This is a genomic window from Streptomyces cinnabarinus (genome assembly GCF_027270315.1).
GTDB classification, from domain to species: domain Bacteria; phylum Actinomycetota; class Actinomycetes; order Streptomycetales; family Streptomycetaceae; genus Streptomyces; species Streptomyces cinnabarinus.
In genome coordinates, this window is sequence record NZ_CP114413.1 from 1,507,268 (window position 1) to 1,528,883 (window position 21,616).

Consider the following 21,616-nt stretch of genomic DNA (forward strand, 5'->3'; position numbering starts at 1 on the left):
CATTCATCTGTCGCGCGAGCGCCTCTTCGCAGTCGTGGTGGCTCACTCCTGCTCACCGCCCTCGGCAGCGCCGCCGGGCTGCGCGGTGGTCGGCCAGGCCGTGGCCTGCGTCTCCTGCCCTTCGGTGCCGGGTCGGTCGTCGCGGGAGATGACGGTGCCCCGGATGACGGGCGGGGTGGTCTGGCCGTCATCGGCGTCATCGTCGGCCTGGAGCAGTTCGGTGATGTCGTGCGACGTGGGCACGACCTTGACCAAGCGCCGGACGGCCGACTTGGCCCACATGGCGTCGAAGTCGGTGTGCCACGGGGAGTCGTACATCTTCTCCCGCTCCGCCTTCGCGTACGCCTTGCTGTACTTGTTCCGGATCTGCTCGGCCTGGCTGCGGTTGAGGATGATGACCTGGGAGCGGCGACCGTCGATCCACGCGAACGCGTAGGCGAGGATCACGGGGCCGCGCTCGTCGTCGGTGAGGTCGACGCGCGGCTTGTGGAAGAAGTCGCGCGGGCTCGGGGCGGTGGGCTCGTAGTCCCACTGGTCGTTCTCCCGGACCCAGCTGAAATGGACGCTGTCGACGCGGGAATGCCGGTACATCAGCTCGATGTAGCCCTCGTACATCGGCTGGAAGGTCGCCACGCCCTTGTAGGGGACGATGGCGGCCTGACGGCCGTCGGGCTCCAGGCCGAAGCGGCAGCACGCCAGCAGCGCGGTGTGCAGGCTCGCAGGCGAGCAGCCCTTCAGCTTCTCCATCGCGGCGAGGGCGACGGCCATGAAGTGCGCCCGGTCGACGTGCCGGGGCAGCGCGTCGGTGAAGTAGGTCTCGCGACGCTGGAGCCACTGGCGAGCCGTGTCCGTCACAGCCAGGTCGGTGACCGGCGCCTGCTCCGGCTGCTCGTCGACGCCGCTCGCGGCCTGCTTCACACGGTCCTTGAGGTCGGACATGGTCATCCCTCCGTGGGCACGCGAAGCACGCGTGCTCGGTACTTGCGGTAGGTCTTGGGGTGCTCGGCTTCCAGCCGCGTCACGTCGACGGCCGGGACCAGGCGGGAGTACTGGGCCGCGAGTTCGGGCTCACCCGCACGGAACCGGGCAGGGGCGAACTGGCCGTTGGCGCGCCAGGAGTAGGCCTCCCGGCCGCCGACCATGGCGACCTCAGCCTCACCGGCGAGTTGCCGCATGCGGTTCTCGACCGTGCCGAGTTCCTCGGCGAGGTCGCCCATCCGCTCCTTCAGCACGCTGCGGCGCTGCGTGAGGAACGCGACTTCGACCGGGTCGACCTCGACGGTGGCCTCTTCGCGGGCGTCCCACAGACGTGCGAGTAGCTCGGTGGTGGCCTCGGCCCCGTCGGGCTTGGGCGGGAGGCCGGCGAGGACGTGGTCGTGCCAGAACCGGTCGACGGCGTCGGCGAGTAGGCCGGAGAGTTCGTCGTCGTGCTCCAGCCGGAACCAGGTCAGGTCGTCGTCGATGAGCCCGGCGACGTAGGCGAAGCCGAGGCCGGTGACGGTCATGTACCAGTGGGCTTGGAGAGCGGGCCCGTCGGGGGCTTCGTCGCCGCGCCAGTTCTCGACGCGGGCGGAGCGCCAGGTGCGGGTCTTGCACTCCAGTACGCCGAGTTCGTCGCGGGCCTGGGTGTCGGGGGCGACGGTGAGGCGGTCGGGGTTGGCGATCCAGTGGGGGTGGTCGACGTGCTGGAGAGTGCCCGGCGAGTCGAGCACGATCAGCCCGGACTCTTCAGCGAAGAACTCCGCGACGAGGCCCTCCAGGGCGTGGCCGCGCCGGGCAGATCGTTCCAGGCGCGCGTCACGGCGTTCGGGGGCCTGGCCGGTCTTCTCCAGCCAGACGCGCAGGGCGCCGCCGTGGCCGTCCATGCCGAGGATCGCCGCGACGTCACTGCCACCCGCGCCCTGGCGCCGAGCGTCACACCAGGCGTCGATGGGGGCGCCTGCGGGCAGTAGCAGACGGGCTGTGGGGGTGACCGGGCCAGAGACTCTGTCACCAGCCTCCGGCCCGGTCGGCTGGGGCCCGTACGGCGCAGGTCGAGTCACTGGAGGCGGTGTTCGTCCAGGCGGCTCCTCTCCGGCCTTGGCTCCCGCCGAGCCCGTGCTCAGGTCATCGGCAGGTGACGTTGACGTCGTACGGGCGGTCTGGGGCCCACCCGGAGCAGGCAGGGTCTCGGGAGCTGTCACAGGGGTGCGCTCCTCGCCTGCCTTCGATCCCTCAACGGCGCTGCGGGCGCCTGCGGGTGACGTTGACTCCGGGTGGGTGGTCGGGATCGCGTCCGGCGCAGGCGGCGTCACGGGAGCGGCTTCGGTCTGCTCCTCTTCCGCCTTGGCTTCCACGGCGGCCCGCTTCGTGGCGGCGGTGGTCGGCGTTGACGCCGGACGCGTGGTCGTCATCGCAGCGTCACCGTCCGGATCGTGATGCCGGGGGTTGGGGCGGTGCGGGCGTGGTCGGCGATCTCGCGCATCTGCTCGGCCCACGAGGGGGACATGGCGCGCGGGGTCTGCCCGGCGAGTGCCTTGAGGACGTCGCCGTGCACGGTGTCGAGGACTTCCACGGGCTGGGGCAGCGACTCGATCTCGATCAGGCCGAGGGCGGTGTTGGCGGGGTTCCAGCCGGTGAAGACGACCGGCCCGGCGTAGGGCTGCACGCGGGCCCGGAGCGCGGCGAGCACGCAGGAGCCGATGATGTTGCGCGGGTACCGCTTCGGGTACAGCAGGCCGACGTCGTTGACCCAGCCAGCCACGGAGAGGCCGGGCAGGTCGACGCGGACCTTGCCCTCGGGGCCGACGAGCGCGTCCCAGTCGAGGTCGCCCTCGTGGTGGGTGAGCGTGCCGTCCGTGCTGATGACCGCATACCGCATGGTCAGTACCTCCGGCCGCACGTCGTGAGGCGGCGGGCGGGCACCCAGCAGCGCAGCGGGACCGCACCGCCCGGGTTCCAGACGACGGACACCCAGGTCTCACCGCTGTAGTCGAGGCACACGCGGCGGGGCTTGCCGTCGAAGTGGCCGGGCACGTTGGCCGGGCTGTCGTCGCGGACGACGCCGTAGGTGTTGTGGTCCTTGTGCGTGACCGGCTGGAGGTCCGGCCACTTCTCGGAGATCGAGTCGAGGAACCCGGCCATCTGCTCGCTGGTGTCGACCGTGCCCCGGAAGTCAAGGCGCGTGTCGGGCCTGTCGATGGTCATGACGCTGCTTCCTGTGAGGTGTCGCTGGAGTTGCCGACGTACTGGGCGCGGATCGTCCATCTGCCGTTGTCCGTCTGGACGGGGCGCGCTTCGAAGGAGTCCGCGGGCGCATAGGCCGAAAACCCGCCCTTGCGGATGCGGCGCGCGGTAGTCCGAGCCGTGTGCCGGTCTGCGTAGTCGCCGACGCACAGTTCGACGCCGGGCTGCTCTCTCAACTCGGCAGCGTGTGCGCGGTGGCGTGCTGCTCCCTCGATGGGGTTCCTGCGCTTCGGCTTGGGGTGCGGCTGCGGAAGGCTGAGAGCGGTCAACCACCCGTAGCCGGTCGCGATGGTCACCGCGTGCATCGTGTTGTTGGCGCGGAGGAGATCGCAGATCTGGCGGCACATGGTGTGGACCGTGGAGCCGGAGATCTCCAGCTTGCGGCCAGCTGACTCGTACGTCTCACCGCACGCCAGCTCGGTCAGCACGGCGATCTGACGCGCGGTCAGCGGGCAGGGGACCGCGTCATTGTCCGGGCGGTGGTCCGCGATGACCCGCTCGATCGCATCCAGCGTCTGGAGGTCGTTGTCGCCGGAGGCGGCGCCCCAGAGGTCCTCGATGAATGCGGACAGTTGGTCGGCGCCGTAGGCGCGGGCCCATGCGAAGGCGAGAGGGCTATCGGACATGGCCACCGCCCTGGGCGCTCTCCAGCGCACGGACACGGCGCTCCAGGATCCGGATCCGGTCGGCCTGCCGGGACACCTCGCCGACGTAGCGCGGCAGGGCCTCCCGGGCGTGGCGGACGAACTCGATGACGGGAACCTGCTGCTCGCCGTCGAAGCACTCCAGGTAGGAGATCGGGCCAACGGCGTCCACGAGGCCGAAGTCGTTGGGCACCGGCTCCCAGGGACCATTCGGCACGGCGGCGACGATCTGCTGCGTCTCCCGCAGGTACGCGGCAGTAAGCGGCTCAGGCGACATGGCGGCCGCCCTCGCTGATCGTGCGGCGCAGGTAGTCGGTCTCCGACGGGATGTCGAAGGCGGGCGTGCCGTCGAGGACATCGCGCAGGACGCCGCCGACGAGCAGGGCGCGGTCGCCGAGCAGGGCCGACCGCTCGGGGCCGGGCGGCACATCCAGTGCGTCACGGATGGCGGCCAGGAGGTCGCGGAGGTCGTCGCGTTCGACCATCGCGGCGGGCTTTCCCCCGACGACGCGGGGCACGTATGCGATGCTGGAGGACATCGGGTCTGCTCCTCTCGTAATGGATGGCGAGCGGGCCAGGGCTCGTCGGGATGCACCCCCGGCGGGCCCTTTGATCTGTCAGGAGCCGAGTGGCCGGTCCGTCCGGCAGCGGCGGCAGCGCATGCGCCAGCCGGGGTTGCGGTGGTTGCAGGACTGGCAGAGCCAGCAGCACACGACGTCGGTCACAGTCAGGCCGCCGCCCTTGTCGCGGGGGCGGGCGCGGCGAGGCCGCTGAGCAGGGCGGCAAGCCGGGCGATCTCCGCGTCCGTCAAGCCGCAGCGGGGGCACTCCCCCGGGTCGGCGACGCCGTGATCGCACGGCTCCTTCCACCCGGCGTCGAACGCCTCTTCGGCGGTGCGGCAGATGCGCGCGCTCATCAGGCAGACGCCTTGGCTGCGTCGGCGCGGAGCAGATCTGTTGCCTCGCAGCCGAGGATCCCGGCGAGCGTGGCCAGGTCTTCGGGGATCAGGTCGGTGATCTCGCAGCCGAGCATCTCGGCGACCTTGTCCACGTCGTCGAGGCCGACGCTGACCAGACCGATCGATGCGAGGCCGGCGAGCTGCTGGAGGCGGCTGCGGACCTCGGCCGGGGGGAGCAGGTCGACGATCTCGCAGCCGAGGACTTGGGCGACCTTGTCCAGCACTTCAGGGCTGAAGTTCGCCTTTCCGAGGCTGACCGCGCTCACCAGCTGCTTGGTGACGCCGACCGCCCGGGCCAGTGCGTTTTGACTCAGTCCCGCTTCCACCCTGCGGCGCGTGAGTCGCTGGGGATCCACTGGGGTTCTCATGTCTACGACTGTATGCGACTGATTCGGACAGTACAAGCCTGTCCGACCTAAGAGCTGTGACTTTCTTTTACATTACGTCACAGGGGTGCATCGGGGTGGTTCCGACTGTGGAGGTTGTGTGCGGAGCCCTAGGCGGCCACCCATCACCGTCCGATACAGTCCAAGAAAGTCCAACAACCGAACGAAGGGCAGGGGAGAGACGGTCATGGGAGCACCGGCGACACCCCCACCGCCGGCGGAGGCCTTGCTCATCCGCCTCGTACGGGAAGCGGCCGGACTCAGTCCGGAAACCGCAGCGGCACGCATGGAGTCCAGGTTCAGCGGCAGCAGATGGCGCCAGATCGAGCGCGGCTGGCGCAAGGACAGCGATACCCCTGTCGTGGCGCCGGACCAGACGCTTGCACAGATGTGCTTCTCGCTCCGCATCAGTGCGGAGCGACTGGCCGAGACCGGCCGCACCGCCGCAGTCGAGATCCTTCGCGAGATGGAGCGCACCAGTGCGCCCATCCCGGATGAGTCACCGGAGCGGAGTCCGCTTGCGGCGCTGGAGGAATGGCAGCAGAAGGTCATCCTCAACGCACTGGACGAGCGTCCTCGAAGCCCCCAGGAGAAGGCGCTGCTGCTGCGCACCCTGGCCGCGAAGATCGAGGCGGAGGCGACAAGCGAGCCCACAGGCAAGGACGAGGGGGGCCGCCAGACCCCCGGCCGTAGCGCATAGTAATACCCTGGTTAGAGCCAAGTCACAGACCGGTCACGATCGATATGAATGCAACCGACTTGGCCCGACTTTGACGCATTCTCAAAATCCGCACGGTACATGGAAGTCCGCATGCCGCTCGTAAGGGACGGGAATGACGGAGATCATTCTCGCGGGCGCACTCGGCGCATTCGCTCCTGTCGTGTTCCTGCTCATCCAGCGCCTGAGGCAGCTCAGTTGGCAGCTCACGCAGATACGCGTCGAGCGCGACAGCGAATCGATTTTGCGTGAGATTGGGCTACGCGCAGAGGCAGGGTCATCAGACCTCCCGGAGCCCGAGGTCTCTCGGAGGATACGACATGGGCGCCTAACCCCCTTCCAGGACGGCCTGGGCTCCGCCCTAGCCCAGCTCTACAACAACCACCGCCCGGCGGTGGTGGCCACTGCGGCCGCCGCTGTGGCGGCAGCGGCATTCCTGGTTCTCGGGTAACGACAGGGGAGGTTGACCATGCCCGTTTTCCCACCGCTGACGGAGGTCGCCGATTCGACCGGCACTCCCGGACCCGAGATCGCGGAGGCGCTCAGTGCGCTGCTGCGCCGCTACCGCACCAGCCGCGCACCGCTCGATGCGCACCGAGCCGCCGACGCCCTCGGCGTGGACCCGCCTCCAGTGCAGTACCTGCCGGGAAAGCTACGCGCTGCCGGGCTCACCCAGGAGCAGCTCAGCGCGCTTCTGCATGTGAGCGCGCGCGCCTACGGTGCATGGGAGCGCGGCACAGCCGCCATACGCCCCGAGATCGTCGCGGCCCTGGCGGCTGTCCTGGGCATGCCGGAGGCAGACCGGGCCGTGCTGCACCGCCTCGCGCTGCACCAGGATCCCCCACCTGTGCCAGCACCCCCGGACGGTTCGCTGGTGGACCCAATGTGGCGGATGATGGTCCACCTTCAGCCGTATCCGGCCTACGTGTGCACCACGGCCTGGGACATCTTGGTAGCGAACCGGGCCTACTACGACTGCTTCCCGTTCGTCGCACCGGCCAGCGCCGACGCCGAGGCCAACATCGTGCGCTCCGCTCTGCTGCGCCCTGAGGCACAGGACGTGTTGGTCAACTGGGCTCAGGATTGGGCCGAGCCGGTACTCCGCCAGGTGTGGTCCACGTACCAGCTCCATCCCGCCAACGAGCGGCTGGCCGCGCTGATCCGTGACGTGGCTCGCCACCCGACGACTCGTGAGCTGTGGGAGCGGCGCGAGACCAGCAGCACCACGTACCCGGATACGGTCGAGCGAGCGTTGAGGCACCCGCAGTGGGGAGAGACCGCGGTGGTGAACCTGGCCGCGACACCGGAGTCACTGCGGCTGGCGGGCTTCCGCTTCGTCGCATTGCTGCCCGCGCATCTCAAGGGTGACTTGGAGGAGTTGGAGGCTTCTGTCGCGGCAATGGGCGGATGAAGGCCGTCAGTCACGGCCTTTCGATCAGGGCGGTCAGGATGCGGGCGATCAGGGCGGGCGCCGCTTGGCGGTTACCTTCCCTCAGCCACTGCGCGAGTTGCATGGAGCCGTCAACGACCGTCTGCACCCGAGGCATGCGACGATCTCGGTACTCGGTCAGCAGCGCGTCGTCCCACACGTCTCGCGACGACAGCAGCTCGGCGACGACGGCTGCGTCCTCCAGGGACATCGCGACGCCCTGGGCAAGGGTGGGCGGGCAGACGTGCACCGCGTCCCCGGCGAGCGCGATGCGTCCGCGGTGCCACGGCCCTTCCACCAGCAGGCGGTGGAAGGCTGTGTAGTGGACCGCCGCCGGATCGGTGATGTGCGCGCGGATCGTCGGCCACAGCCCGCCGTACGTGGCACTCTCTGCGCACATCCGCTCGGCGTAGTCGGCCGGGTCGGCCTCGTCGCGCTCATGCCAGTCCACGACCAGCAGCGCGTACGCCAGGTCATCGCTCATGGGTGAGTAGCCAGCGATGTGGCACGGCCCGCCATAGGCCAGATCCGTACGCACCAGCTCGGCCGGGCGCGGCACCAGAGTGCGCCACACTCCCATCCCCGTCGGTTCCGGCCGGTCCGTCACTCCGATCGACTCACGGGTGGTGGAGTAGATGCCGTCACAGCCGACCACCAGGTCGTAGCTGCTGGCAGTGCCGTCGCTGAAGACAGCTTCCGCTCCCTCGCCCTGGTCGTCAAGCTTCTCCACCGTGCAGCCCAGGCGCACTCGGGTGCCGCTGGCGCGGACCGCGTCGATCAGGATCTGCTGCAAGGCCGGCCGGAGGATGCCCAAGGTCGACGGCAGGTCCGATCCGCCGCTGTGCAGGTCGGGCTGCTCGGCCACCACGGTGCCGTCCGGTGCAAGGATGCCGATCGAGTCGAATGCGAACCCTGCGTCGCGGACCTGTGGCCACACGCCCGCGTCACGCAGCACCCTGAGCGCGTTTCCGTGCAGGAGGATGCCGGAGCCCAGGACGCCCCAGTCCGGCCGCGACTCGACGAGGTCAACGGAGACTCCGGAGTTGGCCAGCAGGATCGCGAGCGTGTTTCCCGCCGATCCCCCTCCGACGATCAGGACACTCCGTGCACGGGCCATGCCAGGTCCTCTCTCGGGTGCGGCTCCGGGCAGTCGGGAGTCGCGCCTACGTGCTGTTGGCTGCTCCCCTGCTACAGCACTTGCCTCAAGACGGGGTTGAGCGCAGGCTACTCGCGCTCTTCCGCCCAGTGGCGGGGTTGAGGCGAATTCCCTTCACTGGAAGCAGAGTTCCGGAAGTGGCACTTCCTGAAAAGTCACTTCGTAGACGCCGGGCATTACCGGTGGCATATAGATCTCACCCCGGCAGTCGTGCCATACGAAGAGGACAGGCGAGAGCAGTGGTTGAGATCGTTCTTTCAGGAGCAGTCGGCACGGCCCTTTCGACCATCGCCGTACTGGGCTGGCAGGTCCGAGAACTGCGGGCACGAATCAGCGCACTTCGCGTCGACATCGACGGTTGTCAGCTCCTGCCCGGCACTCAGAATCTCGGCCACGAAGGGCACGACCTAACAGCAGCGGCCTCAGCGCAGTTCGTCACCAGACGGCACCTCTCTCTGGTCGGCGGCGAGGCGTCTGGCGTGCAGCGGGCCCTCACCGGCCGAGAAAGCGGGACCCGCCGTTAGCCTGGCCTACGGGGCGGGGAGGGCCGGAGGCTCCGCGGCCCACGGCTGTGTCTGGGGGTCTATCTCCTCCGACGCAGTCTTAAGGGACTTCCGCAGCAGCTCAACGCTGGCCGGATTGAACCCAGGGCCACGCCACTCGCCCTCCTTCACCGTGATCTCAAAGAGGGATGTGACGACCTCGTGCCGCACGTCAACAGGCTCGGCCTCCCAGGCACCCTTGCCGATGCCCGCCATCCGGGTCAGCTGGCGGTGCTGGGCGGTCTGCGCGAGCAGGCCGCGCAGTTCCTTGATCTTCTTGTCGAAGCTGGCGAGCGACAGCATCGCCAGCACCGGATCCACATCCGGGTTGTCTGCCAACTGCTCCAGCTGCTGGCGGGTTTGTGCCTTGCGGAGCTCAAGCGCGGTGATCTCCGCGGCAATGTCGGGCTTTCCGTCCTCGGCTGCCGCGTGCAGTTCACGCAAGAACCTTTTTGTGGCCAGCAGCCGCAGCACCCGGCCCGTGACATACGCGTCCAAGTGCTCCTGGCTGCGCGAGAGATGGCACTGCGAGCAGTCGTACACCCGCTTCGCAGGCTGGCCGTCGGCTGCCTTGCGTACCGGCTTGGCGCGCCAGCTGACGCTCCCGCACCGCCCGCAGCGAAGCCCTCCAACCAGGAGGTACTTGCGTGCAGGTCCCGGGTTCGGCTTCTCCTTGCGCTTGCCCTCCCGAAGTGCGATGAGCGCCTGGCGCTCCTCCTCGGTGATGACCCCGTCCCAGACCGCCTTGTGCAGAACGCCGTTCCGTTCGATGTGGCCGGAGATGCGCGGGGCCGTAAACACCGCCCACATCACCCGTGACGTCCACTCGCCTCCCGCAGTGGTAGTCGACACGTTGTTCAGGCTGCGCAGGGCTCCGTTGACGGAGTGGTCGACCAGCAGGCGGCGGGCCACGATGGCGAGCAGCTCGGTTTCCTCCGCCCGGGGCTTGCTGAAGTCGAGGGTCTCGACTTCCCGTTCCTCTCCGGTCTCCCTGTCCCTCTTGACCTTGGTCCTGCCGGTTGGAGTGCCGAACCCGAAGGGCCGGTTGCCGCCGTGCTGGCAGGTGCCGTGTCTGATCACCTGGCGGGTGTAGCCCTCGATGCGGCGGCGGGAGAGGTTGTCGATCTCACGGCACGCCTGTGCCGCCTCGATGCGCAGGACGAAGCGGTCGTCGGGGTTGGCGAGGTCACGGACGCCGCCCACCGAGGCCAGCGGGATGCGGCGGGTGTCGGCGACGTTGAGGAGAACTTCCAGGTCGTACGGCTGCCGGATGAGGCGGTCGCCGTGGTAGGTCATGATCCCGTCGTGGTGGTGGTCCGCCTTGGGATCGCCCACGATCAGCTTGCCGCTGTCGCTGTCGAGTGTGAGAAGCATCCTGTCCCAGTCCGGCCTCTTGCGGTCGCGACGCCAGGCAGAGCGCGAGTTGTCGACGTAGACGCAGCAGAACTCTGGCCAGCGAAGACGCGCGCCAGCCTCGCGGCCGCGCTCCTCCTGGTGCTCACACTTCTCCAGGGAGCCGTCCGGGGCGTGTGAGAGCCTCGTGTAGAGGCATGGGCGTTGCGGGATCTGGAGCACGGTCGGCCTCCTTCCGTGGCACCTGCCTATGATGCCGCGGAGTCGGTGTTTTCTGAGGAGTCAAATGCTCGATGCCACCACCCGCTCTGGGGGCACCGCCCTGGCCTCTCCCCAGGCCGTCGTCACCACGGAGCTCGCCGTCGCCGGCGCGCCCGTGACCCTCGCCGCGCGCTGTTCGAGAGCGCTGCTCTCGCCCTGGTCACGGCTGTCCCTGCTGGTCGCCCTGCTGATCTCGGCCGCGGCCGCCGTGCTGCTGTTCGAACCACAGCGGCTGCTGGCGGACGGCTGGCCACCCCAGCTGGGCGGGGCCGCGGCGACGGTGGTGTTCGCGGTGGCGTACGGACTGTGCACGGTGGCGTTCGTGCCCCGGCCGCTGCTCAATCTCGGGGCGGGCGCGCTCTTCGGCGCCCAGCTGGGTCTGGGCGCCGCCCTCGCGGGCACGGTGCTCGGGGCGGGGCTCGCCTTCGGGCTCGGCCGGATCCTCGGCCAGGAGGCGCTGCGCCCGCTGCTGCGGGGCCGCTGGCTGAAGGCGGCGGACGGGCAGCTCTCCCGGCACGGCTTCCGCTCGATGCTGGCGGTACGGCTGTTCCCCGGGGTGCCGTTCTGGGCGGCGAACTACTGCGCCGCCGTCTCCCGCATGGGGTATGTGCCGTTCCTGCTCGCGACGGCGCTCGGCTCGATCCCGAACACCGCCGCCTACGTGGTGGCCGGCGCCCGTGCCTCGGCGCCGACCTCCCCGGCCTTCCTGATCGCGCTGGCCTGCATCGCCGTACCCGCCCTGGTGGGCGTGGTGGTGGCCTGGCGCAAGCGGCATCACCTGCGCGGGCACTGAGGCACCTGCGCGGACTCTCCGCCGTTACACCGACTCCAGGATCATCGCGTTGGCCAGCCCGCCCGCCTCGCACATGGTCTGGAGGCCGTAGCGGGCTCCCCGCTCGCGCATCGCGTGGACGAGTGTCGTCGTCAGGCGGGTGCCGCTGGCGCCGAGGGGGTGGCCGAGGGCGATGGCGCCGCCGTTGACATTGACCTTGGCCAGGTCGGCGCCGGTCTCCTGGCGCCAGGCGAGAACGACGCTGGAGAAGGCCTCGTTGACCTCGAACAGGTCGATGTCGTCGAGGGTCAGCGAGGCCCTGCGCAGCACCTTCTCGGTGGCCGGGATGACGCCGGTGAGCATGAGCAGCGGGTCGGAGCCGGTGACCGCGAAGCTGTGCAGCCGGGCCAGCGGGCGCAGGCCGAGCCGGTCGGCCGTTTCGCTGGAGGTGATCAGGACGGCGGAGGCGCCGTCGTTGACGGGGCTGGCGTTGCCCGCGGTGACGTTCCACTCGATCTGCGGGAAGCGCTCGGCGAACCCGGGGTCGTGGTAGGCGGGCTTCAGCCCGGCCAGGATCTCGGTGCTGCTGTTCGGCCGTACGCACTCGTCACGGGCCACGCCGTCCAGGGGCGCGACCTCGGCGTCGAAGCGGCCCGCGGCCCACGCCTCGGCCGCCCGGTGGTGCGAGGAGACCGCGAAGGCGTCCATCCGGTCGCGGGTGATGGACCACTTGGCGGCGATGAGTTCGGCGCTGATGCCCTGCGGGACCAGGCCCTCCGGGTAGCGCTCGGCGACACCGGGGCCGAAGGGGTCCTTGCCGGGCGGGACGTTCGACCACATCGGCACCCGGCTCATGGACTCCACACCGCAGGCCACGACGAGGTCGTAGGCGCCCGCCATGACGCCCTGGGCGGCGAAGTGCACGGCCTGCTGGGAGGAGCCGCACTGGCGGTCCACGGTGGTCGCGGGCACCGACTCGGGGAACCCGGCGGACAGGGCGGCGTACCGGGTGGTGTTCATGGCCTGTTCGCCGACCTGGTCGACGGTGCCGCCGATGACGTCGTCGACCAGCGCCGGGTCGACGCCGGAGCGCTCGACGAGGGTGCGCAGGGTGTGGGCGAGGAGTTCGACGGGGTGGACGTGGGCCAGGGCGCCGCCGGGCTTGCCCTTGCCTATGGGTGTGCGTACGGCTTCGACGATCACTGCGTCACGCATGGTGCGGGCCTCCATGGCTGGGCTCTACGGCTACCGGTCAGTAGGAAATCCAAACTCACCATAGCTCCGTGAGTTGGAAAATCAAACCCTCACCTAGACTTGGCACCATGCCCGCCCCCAAGGACCCGCGCCCCTGCTCCATCGCCGACGCCCTGGCGCTGGTCGGCGAGAAGTACTCCCTGCTCGTCCTGCGCGAGGTGTGCCTCGGCAACGGCCGCTTCGACCAGCTGGTGCGCAACATCGGCGCCCCGCGCGATGTCCTCGCGACCCGGCTGCGCCGCCTCGTGGACGCCGGGATCCTGACCAAGCGGGCCTACAGCGAGCGCCCGCGGCGCTTCGAGTACCGGCCCACCCAGGCCGGCCTGGAGCTGGAACCGGTCCTGATGACCCTGATGGCGTGGGGCGACCGGCACCTGCGCAAGGACGACGACCGCCCGATGGTCATCGAGCACGTCTGCGGCCATGAACTGCTGCCGGTCGTCACCTGCTCGGCGTGCGGCGACCGGGTCCGGCACGAGGACCTCACGGCCCATCCGCAGGCCGGGGGCTGGACGGTGGCGGGACCGACCGCGGTGGCGTGACCCTTCGGGCCCTCAGGCCTTCACGCCGACGCGTGCGCCCGGCAGAACGCCCGCAACGCCCCCGTGACGCCCTCCGGATCCTCCAGATTGCTCATGTGTCCCACGCCGGGCAGCACCACCAGCTCGGCGTGCGGGACCGCCGCCGCGAAGTCCCGGGCCACGCCCAGCGGCGACCGTACGTCGGCCTCGCCCCACAGGAGCAGGGTCGGCACCGTGATCCGCGGCAGCACGTCGGTCAGATCGGCCTCGGCCATGAGGGCGAGCTGCGCCCCGAGGGTCCGCGGGCGCACCTCGCGCTGCATCGCGTCGAGCAGGGCCACGAACTCCTCGGGCGGACCGTCCCCCGCGAACAGCCCCGGCAGCGTCGGATCGAACCTCTCCCGCGGCGCCGCGAGCATCCGCTCCGCACCCATGACCCGCACGGCCACCTCCTCGGGCGGCAGCGAGCCCTTCCAGCCGGCATAGGTGTCGATCATGATCAACGTCCTGACCAGATCCGGGCGCCGCCGGTACAGCTCCAGCACGACGGTGCCGCCCCAGGACAGCCCGGCCACGTGCGCGGGGCCCAGCCCGAGGTCCTCGATGACGGCGGCGAGGGCCCGCGCGTAGTCGTCGAGACCGAACCCGGAGGGCACGTCGGACGACATCCCGGCACCGGGCTCGTCCCAGGCGACGACCGTGAACTCGGCGGCCAGCGCCTCCGCTTGCGGCTGCCACATCCGGCCGTCGACGCCCGCCCCGTGCACCAGGACCAGCGGCGGCCCCGGACCGTCCCCCACGCGCGCGTAGCCGACCTCCACCCCGCTGACCCGCACGGTTGCCATGAATCCAGGCTAGCCACGGACCGGGTGGGGCGCCCACTGCGAAACCCCTGTGCCATAGCCGTCGTCGAGTGGCGCTACGCTGCCCCTCGACCACTGTGATCACCGGGCCTCAAAGGCACGGTGTGCCCGTTCGCGCCTACCACCATCAGCACTTGGACGTCGTTACTTCATGTCTTGGTTTGAATCCCTCATCCTCGGACTCGTCCAGGGGCTGACCGAGTTCCTCCCCGTGTCCTCCAGCGCGCACCTGCGGTTGACCGCGGCGTTCTCCGGCTGGGAGGACCCGGGCGCGGCCTTCACCGCGATCACCCAGATCGGCACGGAGACCGCCGTGCTGATCTACTTCCGCAAGGACATCGGGCGGATTCTGCTCGCCTGGTCGAAGTCGCTCACGAACAAGGCGATGCGCCGCGATCACGACGCCCAGATGGGCTGGCTGGTGATCGTCGGCTCGATCCCGATCGGGGTGCTGGGCCTGACGCTGAAGGAGCAGATCGAGGGCCCCTTCCGCGATCTGCGCCTCACCGCGACCATGCTGATCGTGGTCGGCATCATCATCGGCATCGCCGACCGGCTGGCGGCGCGCGACGAGGCCGGGGGCCGGCACCGCGCGGCCAAGCAGCGCAAGGAGCTCCAGGACCTCAATGTCCGGGACGGCCTGATCTTCGGCCTGTGCCAGTCCGCGGCACTGATCCCGGGCGTCTCCCGCTCCGGCGCCACCATCAGCGGCGGTCTGTTCATGGGCTACAACCGCGAGGCGGCGGCCCGTTACTCCTTCCTCCTCGCGATCCCCGCGGTGCTCGCCTCCGGCCTGTTCGAGCTGAAGGACGCGATGGAGACCGGGGGAACCGACTGGGGTCCGACGATCTTCGCGACGATCATCGCCTTCGTCTCCGGCTACGCGGTCATCGCCTGGTTCATGAAGTTCATCTCGACCAAGAGCTTCATGCCGTTCGTCTGGTACCGCATCGCTCTCGGCATCCTGATCATCGTGCTCGTCGCCACGGGCGCGCTGAGCCCGGACGCGGGCGAGCCCGCGCACTAGCGGGCGCCGGGAATTTCCGTGACTCATCGCATACAGGATGCGTAGCCGTTCGGTAGCGCAGTGTCAGTTCCAGCCCCTAGGCTGGTCCGCATGTCCCCCGATTCCGAAGCCCGTGGTTCCGTGCGCTCTGCCGCAGAGGTGAACGAGCAGATCCGCGCCCTGTGGGTGCGCGCGGGCGGCACCCTGTCGGCCCAAGAGCGCGCCGAGTACGAACTGTTGGTGGTGGAGTGGGCGGCCGCGATCCGCGCCGACGTCATCGAGGCGGCCTGATCCGCACGGATGCCGCACGCCTCTTGGCGTCGTCCGCCCCATGCCCAACACTGAGCCGATGACGCAGCGTGTGGAGCTCGCGACCGTGATGGACCGGCTGGCCGTCGACGGTCTGATCACCGAGTACGCGGTGGCCGTCGACGACGGCGACTGGGAGGCGTACCGCGGGCTGTTCGCGCCCGCCGGGCGTGCGGACTACCGCTCGGCGGGTGGGATCGAGGGCGATGCCCGGCAGGTCGCCGACTGGCTGGCGGAGAGCATGCGGCTGTTCCCGATGCGCCAGCACCTCATCGTCAACCGCCGGCTCAGCTTCGGGATCCTGGACCAGGACACCGGCGACACGGCCCAGGTCCAGGCCGACTACGTCAACCCGATGCGCTTCGCCCGCGACGGCGCCGCCTCGGCCGCCCCCGACTTCGTCTGCGGCGGCCGCTACGCCTTCGGACTGACCCGCACCCACGACGGCTGGCGGCTGAGCGAGGTCGTCGTACGGGAGAAATGGCGGCGGCTGCCCGAACCGGCCGCGACACGATGATCGAATAGTCGGGGCGCTCTGTTCCCGCGCCGATCTCAGCGCGCACACTGGAGTGACCACGGCGCAGGGAGGCGCGGTATGCAGAGGTTCGGCCACTGGTTCGACTCCCCGTGGCGGCGTTCGCTGCTCGCCGCACTGGCCGGCGCCCTGCCCGTCCTCGCCTTCCCGGCCCCCGCGCTGTGGTGGTTCGCCTACGTCACCCTGGTCCCCTGGATCCTCCTGCTGCGCACCGCCCCCACGGCCCGCCGGGCCCTGTACGACGGCTGGTGCGGCGGCTTCGGGTTCATGCTGGCCATGCACCACTGGCTGCTGCCGAACCTGCATGTCTTCACCTTCGTGATCGCCGCCCTCCTCGGCGCGCTGTGGGCACCCTGGGGCGGTCTGGTGCGCCACTTCCTCGCCGGGACACCGGGACCGGGCCGGGTCGCGGGCGCCCTCGTCGTGCTGCCCTCGGGCTGGCTGATGGTCGAACTGGTCCGCTCCTGGGAGGGCCTGGGCGGGCCGTGGGGGATGCTCGGCGCCTCCCAGTGGCAGGTGACGGCGGGGCTGCGGCTCGCCTCGGTCGGCGGGGTCTGGCTGGTCAGCTTCCTGCTGGTGGCACTCAATGTCGCCGTCGCCGTCCTGGTGTCGGTGCGCGCCTCCCGGGTCCCCGCCGTGGCCGGACTGGTCGCCACCGCCACCGTCACCTCGGTGGCCTGGGTCTGGTCGCCGCGCCCGGACACCGACGGCCGGACCCGGATCGCGGTGGTCCAGCCGGGCGTGATCAAGGGCGCCGACAGCGGCGCGCAGCGCTTCGCGGTGGAGGAGCGGCTCACCCGCGAACTCGTCGGCCAGGACCTGGACCTGATCGTCTGGGGGGAGAGCAGCGTGGGTTTCGACCTGGCCAGTCGCCCCGATCTGGCGACCCGGCTCGCGGATCTCTCCCGGGCGACCGGCGCTCCGATACTCGTCAACGTCGACGCCCGGCGCTCCGACAAGCCCGGCATCTACAAGAGTTCGGTCCTGGTCGGCCCCGAGGGCCTGACGGGCGACCGCTACGACAAGATGCGGCTCGTGCCGTTCGGCGAGTACGTCCCGGCCCGCTCCCTGCTCGGCTGGGCCACCTCGGTCGGCGAGGCGGCGGGCGAGGACCGGCGGCGCGGTTCCGAGCAGGTCGTGATGAGGACCGGGAACGGCCTCCGGGTCGGCCCCATGGTGTGCTTCGAGTCGGCGTTCCCCGACATGAGCCGCCAACTGGTCGAGGACCGCGCCCAGGTGCTCGTCGCGCAGTCCGCGACCTCGACCTTCCAGCAGAGCTGGGCTCCCGAACAGCACGCCTCGCTGGCCGCCCTGCGCGCCGCCGAGTCCGGCCGCCCCATGGTGCACTCGACGCTGACCGGCGTCTCCGCGGTGTACGACGCGAGCGGGGAGCGCGTCGGCGACTGGCTCGGCACCAGCGCGAGCGCGGCCCAGGTGTACGACGTGCCGCTCGCCCGGGGAACCACGCTCTACGTCCGGTTCGGCGACTGGCCGGTGCTGGCGGCGCTGCTGATCCTCGCCGCCTGGTGCCTGGGCGAGGGAGTGCGGACCCTGCGGGTCAGGCGGCCCGCTCCTGGACCGCGCGTACCACCCGCTCGCACAGTTCATGGGTCGCCAGCGCGTCCCGGGCGCTGAGCACCTTGCCCGCGCGCACGGCGTCCAGGAACGCCAGCACCGCCTGCTCGATCCCGCGCTGCCGGGCCACCGGCACCCAGTCGCCGCGCCGGCGCACGGTCGGCTGGCCCTTGTGGTCGACGACCTCGGCGAGGTTGAGCACCTGACGCTTGGTGTCCTGCCCGGACACCTCCAGGATCTCCTCGTTGGAGCCGCTGAGCCGGTTCATCACCCCGAGGGCGGTGAAGCCTTCCCCGGCCAGCTGGAGCACCACGTGGTGCAGCAGTCCGCCCTCGGTGCGGGCCCGCACGGTCACGTCGTCGACCGGCCCCGGCACCAGGAATCGCAGGGTGTCCACGACATGGATGAAGTCGTCCAGGATCATCGAGCGCGGCTCCTCCGGGAGCCCGACCCGGTTCTTCTGCATGAGGATCAGCTCGCGCGGATGGTCGGCGCACTGCGCGTACCCGGGCGCGAACCGCCGGTTGAAGCCCACCGCGAGGCTCACCCCGCGCTGCTCGGCAAGCTCCACCAGCCGCTCGGACTCGGCGAGTTCGTACGCCATCGGCTTGTCCACGTAGGTCGGCACGCCGGCCTGCAGCAGCCGGGTGACGATCTCCGGGTGGACGGCGGTGGGCGCGTGCACGAAGGCCGCGTCGAGGCCCTGGGCGAGCAGCGAGTCGGGGTCGGTGTGGCGCTGTGCGCCGGGCAGGTGGAGGGTGTCGGCGACCCGGTGGAGGGTGGCCGGCGTCCGGGTCTGCAAGTGCAGTTCGATCCCGGGCTGCTGACCGAGCACGGGCAGGTAGGCCTTCTGCGCGATGTCGCCGAGTCCGATGCAGCCGACCTTCACTGGTGCTCCCTACCGCGTTCCTGGGTGTGACACGACGGAAGCATACGGCGGCTGCGGCGGCCGCCGGTCGGCGATGCCGTCGAAGCCGCCCAGCACGAGGCCGGGCCCGGCCTTGGACACGGCGGCGACGAGAGCGTCGCGTACGGCGATCCCGGTGCGGCCGGTCATCAGGAATGCGCGGACTGACCCACCGGGCGGTCGACGAGGCCGCCGCACTTCCCCCAGGGCTCGGCCTCCCACCTGGCCCGCACCCGGCAGGCGCTCCTGGAACTGGCGGTACGGCGGCTCGCCGAGCGCGAGGCGCGCGTGCCGGCCCTGGAGAAGCTGCCCGACCCACGGGGCGGCGGGGACTCCCTGGAGGCCACCCGACGCCCCGAGCTGCGCGCCTGCTTCGACGCGACCGGCGCCCGCTTCCGCGATCAGCTCGGCGCCCTGGTGGCCGTGCTGGGTTCGACGGATCCGGCCCGGCACGCGCTGTCGCTGGTGGCCTGGGCGGACGGGCTGATGTTCGCCTGCGTCGCCGGTTCCTTCAGCGCCGAGCCGCCGAGCCAGGAGCAGGTGCGCGCCAGGCTGGAGGAGCTGCTCGACGGGATGTTCGGGCCGTCGTAAAACCGCTGGTGGGGCCGGGCGAGTTGGGCGAGGATGCGACCCATGACGACTGAACGCCAAGAGCCTTCCATCACCGCCGACGAGCGCTCCATGCTGGACGGCTGGCTGGACTACCACCGCCAGACCCTCGCCTGGAAGTGCGAGGGCCTGACCGAGGCCCAGCTGCGCACCGCCTCCGTGGAGCCGTCCGAGCTGAGCCTGATGGGCCTGGTGCGGCACATGGCGGAGGTCGAGCGGTTCTGGTTCCACGAGATCCTGCTCGGCGAGGACCTCGGGGTGCTCTACTCCTCGGAGCAGGACCGGGACGGCGAATTCCACTTCTCCGACTCGGACACCTGGCAGGAGGCGCACACCACCTGGCAGGCCGAGATCGCCCGGGCCCGGGGCAACGCGGCCGGACTGGACCTCGACGCCTTGTCCCAGGGCAAGAGCCGGTCGGGCGAACGCTTCAACCTGCGCTGGATCTACACCCACATGATCGAGGAGTACGCCCGTCACAACGGCCACGCCGACCTGCTGCGCGAGCGCGTCGACGGGTCCACCGGCGACTGACGTCACCCTCGGCGGACAGGCGGCCTCCGTACGGGGACGGAGATCACCCTTGCGGGGCATCCTGCGCCTGTCCGCTGTCCCGACGCGGCCCGCAGCCACCAGAGTTGCGCAGATGCATCGAACGACGACCACCGCAGCGCTCCTGGTCACCGTGGCCGTCTCGGCCCTCTCGGGCTGTGTGACGGTCCAGCGCCCGCCCGCCTCGGCGCCGGGACCGGCGCCCGCCCAGCCGTCCGCGGCCCGCCCGCAGCCGCAGATCGTGCAGGCACCGGCCCTGGAGGCGCTGGAACTCATCGGTCCGACCCGCCGCCCGGAACCCCGGCCGTCGACGACCCGGCGCCCCAGCCGGACGCCCCCGGCGCCGGCGGCCCCCGCCGCGCAGGCACCCCCTCCGAACAGCCCTCGCCCGGCGGCCCCGCGAGCCGAGCGGCCGGCTCCGCAGCGCCCCCGGGTCGACATCCCGGACATCGCGGAATCGGTGCGCGAGAACACCGACGTCTGCGGCCTGGGCAAGAGGTACGGCGGCTGGCGCAAGGACAGCCCCGAGGCACGGATCTGCGAGCGGACGTACGGCCGCTGACAGCAGGCGCCCGCCGGGCCGTCAGGGCCGCTGTCCCGGCGGCCCCCAGTCGCCGAAGGCGTCCCCCTCCCCCAGCCGCAGCTCCAGTCGACTGATCGCCGCCCGTACGCCGTCGCCGTAGCTGTCCTCGGCGAGCTCCCGAGCCGCCGTGCGGGCCCGGCGCAGATGGCTCCGGGCCGCCTCCGAGCGGCCGAGCTTCACATAGTCGGCGGCGAGGTTCAGATGCAGCGAGGGATACAGCGCCCGGATCGCGGGCGCCCCGTCGCACTCGGCGAGGCGGTCGTCGGTCAGCTCCTCCGCCGCCGTCAGCGCCCGCAGGTCCCAGGCGAGTTCGTCGGCGGGCTCGTCCTGGGTGTCGGCCAGGTAGTGGGCGAGGGTGCAGCGGTGCAGCGGGTGGCCGATCTCGCCGATCTCGGCCCACAGGTCCAGGAGGCGGTGCCGGGCCTCCTCGCGGTCCCCCGCGTGATGCAGCATCACGACCTGCCCGATGCGTGTCAGCACGGCATCCGGTGCCGTCCGCTCCTGTCGCTCCGCCACCGCGTCCTCCACACCCTCACCGGCGCCTAGAGCCTGGGTCACCTCCCCGGCCGGGCGCGCGGCGTCTGGCACGCACGCTGATCCGACCAGGGAGGTGACCCAGGCTCTTGTCGCCCCCGACGCTAACCGCAGGCACCGGCGATCCCGGCGAGGCGGGGCCGACCGCGCGGCCGGCCCCGCTCCAGGTCAGCCCAGGTTCGGCAGCCGCCAGTCGATCGGCTCGTGGCCCTGTGCCGCGACCGCCTCGTTGATCTGTGTGAAGGGACGGGAGCCGAAGAACTTCTTCGCCGACAGCGGCGAGGGGTGCGCGCCCTTGACCACGACGTGCCGGGTCTCGTCGATCAGCGGGAGCTTCTTCTGCGCGTAGTTGCCCCACAGCACGAACACCGCCGGGTCGGGCCGGTCGGCGACCGCGCGGATCACGGCGTCGGTGAACTTCTCCCAGCCCTTGCCCTTGTGGGAGTTGGCCTCACCGGAGCGCACGGTGAGGACCGCGTTGAGCAGCAGGACGCCCTGCTGGGCCCACGGCATCAGATAGCCGTTGTCCGGGACCGGCAGCTCCAGCTCCTGCTGCATCTCCTTGTAGATGTTGCGCAGGGAGGGCGGGGTCTTCACCCCGGGCCGCACCGAGAAGCACAGACCGTGGCCCTGCCCCTCGCCGTGGTACGGGTCCTGGCCGAGGACCAGGACCCTCACCCGGTCGAAGGGCGTCGCGTCCAGCGCCGCGAAGACCTCCTCGCGCGGAGGGTAGACGGGACCCTTCGCTCGCTCCTCCTCGACGAACTCCATCAGCTCCTTGAAGTAGGGCTGCTGAAGTTCGTCGCCCAGAACCCCGCGCCAGGACTCGGGCAGCATGGCGATGTCGGTCACGTCAACTTCCTTCGGTGTGCGGTCACTACGACGTGCGTCGCTTCCTGACCACAGAACCTACCGGCGACCACT

Annotated in this window: 28 protein-coding genes and 1 pseudogene; 12 read left to right on the forward strand and 17 right to left on the reverse strand. The window is 70.6% G+C overall.

The window, feature by feature from the left end; translation table 11 throughout:
* Positions 1 to 42: 42 nt before the first annotated feature.
* From STRCI_RS06690 to STRCI_RS06730, 9 genes are all read right to left on the reverse strand, one after another.
* Positions 43 to 939, reverse strand: a complete 897-nt coding sequence (locus tag STRCI_RS06690) for a recombinase RecT (protein ID WP_269657927.1) — start codon at positions 937 to 939, stop codon at positions 43 to 45.
* 2 nt (positions 940 to 941) lie between these two features.
* On the reverse strand, positions 942 to 2,393 hold the full coding sequence (locus STRCI_RS06695; RefSeq protein WP_269657928.1) for a YqaJ viral recombinase family protein: 1,452 nt from the start codon (positions 2,391 to 2,393) through the stop codon (positions 942 to 944).
* Complete coding sequence (locus STRCI_RS06700) at positions 2,390 to 2,860, reverse strand: hypothetical protein (RefSeq protein WP_269657929.1); 471 nt, start codon at positions 2,858 to 2,860, stop codon at positions 2,390 to 2,392. The genes STRCI_RS06695 and STRCI_RS06700 overlap by 4 nt, the downstream gene beginning before the upstream one ends.
* A gap of 2 nt (positions 2,861 to 2,862) precedes the next feature.
* The gene (locus tag STRCI_RS06705; RefSeq protein WP_269657930.1) at positions 2,863 to 3,186 is read right to left on the reverse strand and encodes a hypothetical protein; all 324 of its coding nucleotides are present in this window, start codon (positions 3,184 to 3,186) and stop codon (positions 2,863 to 2,865) included.
* Positions 3,183 to 3,851 carry a LuxR C-terminal-related transcriptional regulator gene (locus STRCI_RS06710; protein ID WP_269657931.1) on the reverse strand — a complete coding sequence of 223 codons (669 nt, stop codon included), beginning with the start codon at positions 3,849 to 3,851 and terminating at the stop codon, positions 3,183 to 3,185. The genes STRCI_RS06705 and STRCI_RS06710 overlap by 4 nt, the downstream gene beginning before the upstream one ends.
* Positions 3,841 to 4,146 carry a hypothetical protein gene (locus tag STRCI_RS06715; protein WP_269657932.1) on the reverse strand — a complete coding sequence of 102 codons (306 nt, stop codon included), beginning with the start codon at positions 4,144 to 4,146 and terminating at the stop codon, positions 3,841 to 3,843. Before STRCI_RS06715 ends, STRCI_RS06710 begins: the two co-directional genes overlap by 11 nt.
* Positions 4,136 to 4,408 carry a hypothetical protein gene (locus tag STRCI_RS06720; protein WP_269657933.1) on the reverse strand — a complete coding sequence of 91 codons (273 nt, stop codon included), beginning with the start codon at positions 4,406 to 4,408 and terminating at the stop codon, positions 4,136 to 4,138. Before STRCI_RS06720 ends, STRCI_RS06715 begins: the two co-directional genes overlap by 11 nt.
* Positions 4,409 to 4,596: 188 nt before the next feature.
* Positions 4,597 to 4,785, reverse strand: a complete 189-nt coding sequence (locus STRCI_RS06725; RefSeq protein ID WP_269657934.1) for a hypothetical protein — start codon at positions 4,783 to 4,785, stop codon at positions 4,597 to 4,599.
* Positions 4,785 to 5,195 carry a helix-turn-helix transcriptional regulator gene (locus STRCI_RS06730; RefSeq protein ID WP_269657935.1) on the reverse strand — a complete coding sequence of 137 codons (411 nt, stop codon included), beginning with the start codon at positions 5,193 to 5,195 and terminating at the stop codon, positions 4,785 to 4,787. Before STRCI_RS06730 ends, STRCI_RS06725 begins: the two co-directional genes overlap by 1 nt.
* Positions 5,196 to 5,400: 205 nt before the next feature.
* Between STRCI_RS06730 and STRCI_RS06735 the strand changes: the two genes are divergently transcribed.
* The 3 genes from STRCI_RS06735 to STRCI_RS06745 all read left to right on the forward strand — a co-directional run bounded on the left by STRCI_RS06735 (position 5,401) and on the right by STRCI_RS06745 (position 7,342).
* Entirely contained in the window at positions 5,401 to 5,913 is a 513-nt protein-coding gene (locus STRCI_RS06735) for a hypothetical protein (RefSeq protein ID WP_269657936.1), read from the forward strand.
* A gap of 133 nt (positions 5,914 to 6,046) precedes the next feature.
* Positions 6,047 to 6,382, forward strand: a complete 336-nt coding sequence (locus tag STRCI_RS06740) for a hypothetical protein (protein ID WP_269657937.1) — start codon at positions 6,047 to 6,049, stop codon at positions 6,380 to 6,382.
* A gap of 18 nt (positions 6,383 to 6,400) precedes the next feature.
* Positions 6,401 to 7,342 (forward strand): MmyB family transcriptional regulator, encoded by a 942-nt coding sequence (locus STRCI_RS06745; RefSeq protein ID WP_269657938.1) that lies wholly within the window; start codon positions 6,401 to 6,403, stop codon positions 7,340 to 7,342.
* A 10-nt stretch (positions 7,343 to 7,352) separates the two neighbouring features.
* Here STRCI_RS06745 and STRCI_RS06750 read toward each other — a convergent pair whose 3' ends face one another.
* Both STRCI_RS06750 and STRCI_RS06755 read right to left on the reverse strand, forming a co-directional pair.
* The gene (locus STRCI_RS06750) at positions 7,353 to 8,477 is read right to left on the reverse strand and encodes an FAD-dependent monooxygenase (RefSeq protein WP_269657939.1); all 1,125 of its coding nucleotides are present in this window, start codon (positions 8,475 to 8,477) and stop codon (positions 7,353 to 7,355) included.
* 569 nt (positions 8,478 to 9,046) lie between these two features.
* Positions 9,047 to 10,633 (reverse strand): recombinase family protein, encoded by a 1,587-nt coding sequence (locus STRCI_RS06755; protein ID WP_269657940.1) that lies wholly within the window; start codon positions 10,631 to 10,633, stop codon positions 9,047 to 9,049.
* A gap of 64 nt (positions 10,634 to 10,697) precedes the next feature.
* Between STRCI_RS06755 and STRCI_RS06760 the strand changes: the two genes are divergently transcribed.
* Positions 10,698 to 11,465 (forward strand): TVP38/TMEM64 family protein, encoded by a 768-nt coding sequence (locus STRCI_RS06760; RefSeq protein ID WP_269657941.1) that lies wholly within the window; start codon positions 10,698 to 10,700, stop codon positions 11,463 to 11,465.
* 24 nt (positions 11,466 to 11,489) lie between these two features.
* On the opposite strand, the gene STRCI_RS06765 is transcribed toward STRCI_RS06760, so the two are convergent.
* Positions 11,490 to 12,659, reverse strand: coding sequence for a thiolase family protein (locus STRCI_RS06765; protein ID WP_269657942.1), 1,170 nt, complete (start codon positions 12,657 to 12,659; stop codon positions 11,490 to 11,492).
* 107 nt (positions 12,660 to 12,766) lie between these two features.
* On the opposite strand from STRCI_RS06765, the gene STRCI_RS06770 reads away from it, so the two are divergent.
* On the forward strand, positions 12,767 to 13,240 hold the full coding sequence (locus STRCI_RS06770; protein ID WP_269657943.1) for a winged helix-turn-helix transcriptional regulator: 474 nt from the start codon (positions 12,767 to 12,769) through the stop codon (positions 13,238 to 13,240).
* Positions 13,241 to 13,260: 20 nt separating this feature from the next.
* On the opposite strand, the gene STRCI_RS06775 is transcribed toward STRCI_RS06770, so the two are convergent.
* Positions 13,261 to 14,064, reverse strand: a complete 804-nt coding sequence (locus tag STRCI_RS06775) for an alpha/beta fold hydrolase (protein WP_269657944.1) — start codon at positions 14,062 to 14,064, stop codon at positions 13,261 to 13,263.
* 169 nt (positions 14,065 to 14,233) lie between these two features.
* On the opposite strand from STRCI_RS06775, the gene STRCI_RS06780 reads away from it, so the two are divergent.
* The 4 genes from STRCI_RS06780 to lnt all read left to right on the forward strand — a co-directional run bounded on the left by STRCI_RS06780 (position 14,234) and on the right by lnt (position 17,567).
* Positions 14,234 to 15,109 carry an undecaprenyl-diphosphate phosphatase gene (locus tag STRCI_RS06780; RefSeq protein ID WP_269657945.1) on the forward strand — a complete coding sequence of 292 codons (876 nt, stop codon included), beginning with the start codon at positions 14,234 to 14,236 and terminating at the stop codon, positions 15,107 to 15,109.
* A 90-nt stretch (positions 15,110 to 15,199) separates the two neighbouring features.
* Positions 15,200 to 15,379, forward strand: a complete 180-nt coding sequence (locus tag STRCI_RS06785; RefSeq protein ID WP_269657946.1) for a hypothetical protein — start codon at positions 15,200 to 15,202, stop codon at positions 15,377 to 15,379.
* A gap of 58 nt (positions 15,380 to 15,437) precedes the next feature.
* Positions 15,438 to 15,914, forward strand: a complete 477-nt coding sequence (locus STRCI_RS06790) for a nuclear transport factor 2 family protein (RefSeq protein WP_269657947.1) — start codon at positions 15,438 to 15,440, stop codon at positions 15,912 to 15,914.
* A gap of 78 nt (positions 15,915 to 15,992) precedes the next feature.
* On the forward strand, positions 15,993 to 17,567 hold the full coding sequence (gene lnt, locus STRCI_RS06795; protein ID WP_269657948.1) for an apolipoprotein N-acyltransferase: 1,575 nt from the start codon (positions 15,993 to 15,995) through the stop codon (positions 17,565 to 17,567).
* Here lnt and STRCI_RS06800 read toward each other — a convergent pair.
* Complete coding sequence (locus tag STRCI_RS06800) at positions 17,491 to 18,396, reverse strand: Gfo/Idh/MocA family protein (RefSeq protein WP_269657949.1); 906 nt, start codon at positions 18,394 to 18,396, stop codon at positions 17,491 to 17,493. The genes lnt and STRCI_RS06800 overlap by 77 nt on opposite strands.
* Before the next feature lie 9 nt (positions 18,397 to 18,405).
* Positions 18,406 to 18,564: a hypothetical protein gene (locus STRCI_RS06805; RefSeq protein WP_418953495.1), complete on the reverse strand. Its 159-nt coding sequence runs from the start codon at positions 18,562 to 18,564 to the stop codon at positions 18,406 to 18,408.
* 2 nt (positions 18,565 to 18,566) lie between these two features.
* Here STRCI_RS06805 and STRCI_RS06810 point away from each other — a divergent pair.
* The 3 genes and pseudogenes from STRCI_RS06810 to STRCI_RS06820 form a co-directional block, all read left to right on the forward strand.
* Positions 18,567 to 19,005: pseudogene (locus STRCI_RS06810) on the forward strand (TetR/AcrR family transcriptional regulator); the annotation flags it as partial.
* 42 nt (positions 19,006 to 19,047) lie between these two features.
* Positions 19,048 to 19,557: a DinB family protein gene (locus tag STRCI_RS06815; RefSeq protein ID WP_269657950.1), complete on the forward strand. Its 510-nt coding sequence runs from the start codon at positions 19,048 to 19,050 to the stop codon at positions 19,555 to 19,557.
* A gap of 112 nt (positions 19,558 to 19,669) precedes the next feature.
* Positions 19,670 to 20,137 (forward strand): hypothetical protein, encoded by a 468-nt coding sequence (locus STRCI_RS06820; protein WP_269657951.1) that lies wholly within the window; start codon positions 19,670 to 19,672, stop codon positions 20,135 to 20,137.
* Between the two features lie 21 nt (positions 20,138 to 20,158).
* Here the strand turns inward: STRCI_RS06820 and STRCI_RS06825 are convergent, their stop codons facing one another.
* On the reverse strand, positions 20,159 to 20,674 hold the full coding sequence (locus STRCI_RS06825; RefSeq protein WP_269664500.1) for a hypothetical protein: 516 nt from the start codon (positions 20,672 to 20,674) through the stop codon (positions 20,159 to 20,161).
* 186 nt (positions 20,675 to 20,860) lie between these two features.
* Complete coding sequence (gene ung, locus STRCI_RS06830) at positions 20,861 to 21,544, reverse strand: uracil-DNA glycosylase (RefSeq protein WP_269657952.1); 684 nt, start codon at positions 21,542 to 21,544, stop codon at positions 20,861 to 20,863.
* Positions 21,545 to 21,616: the final 72 nt, after the last annotated feature.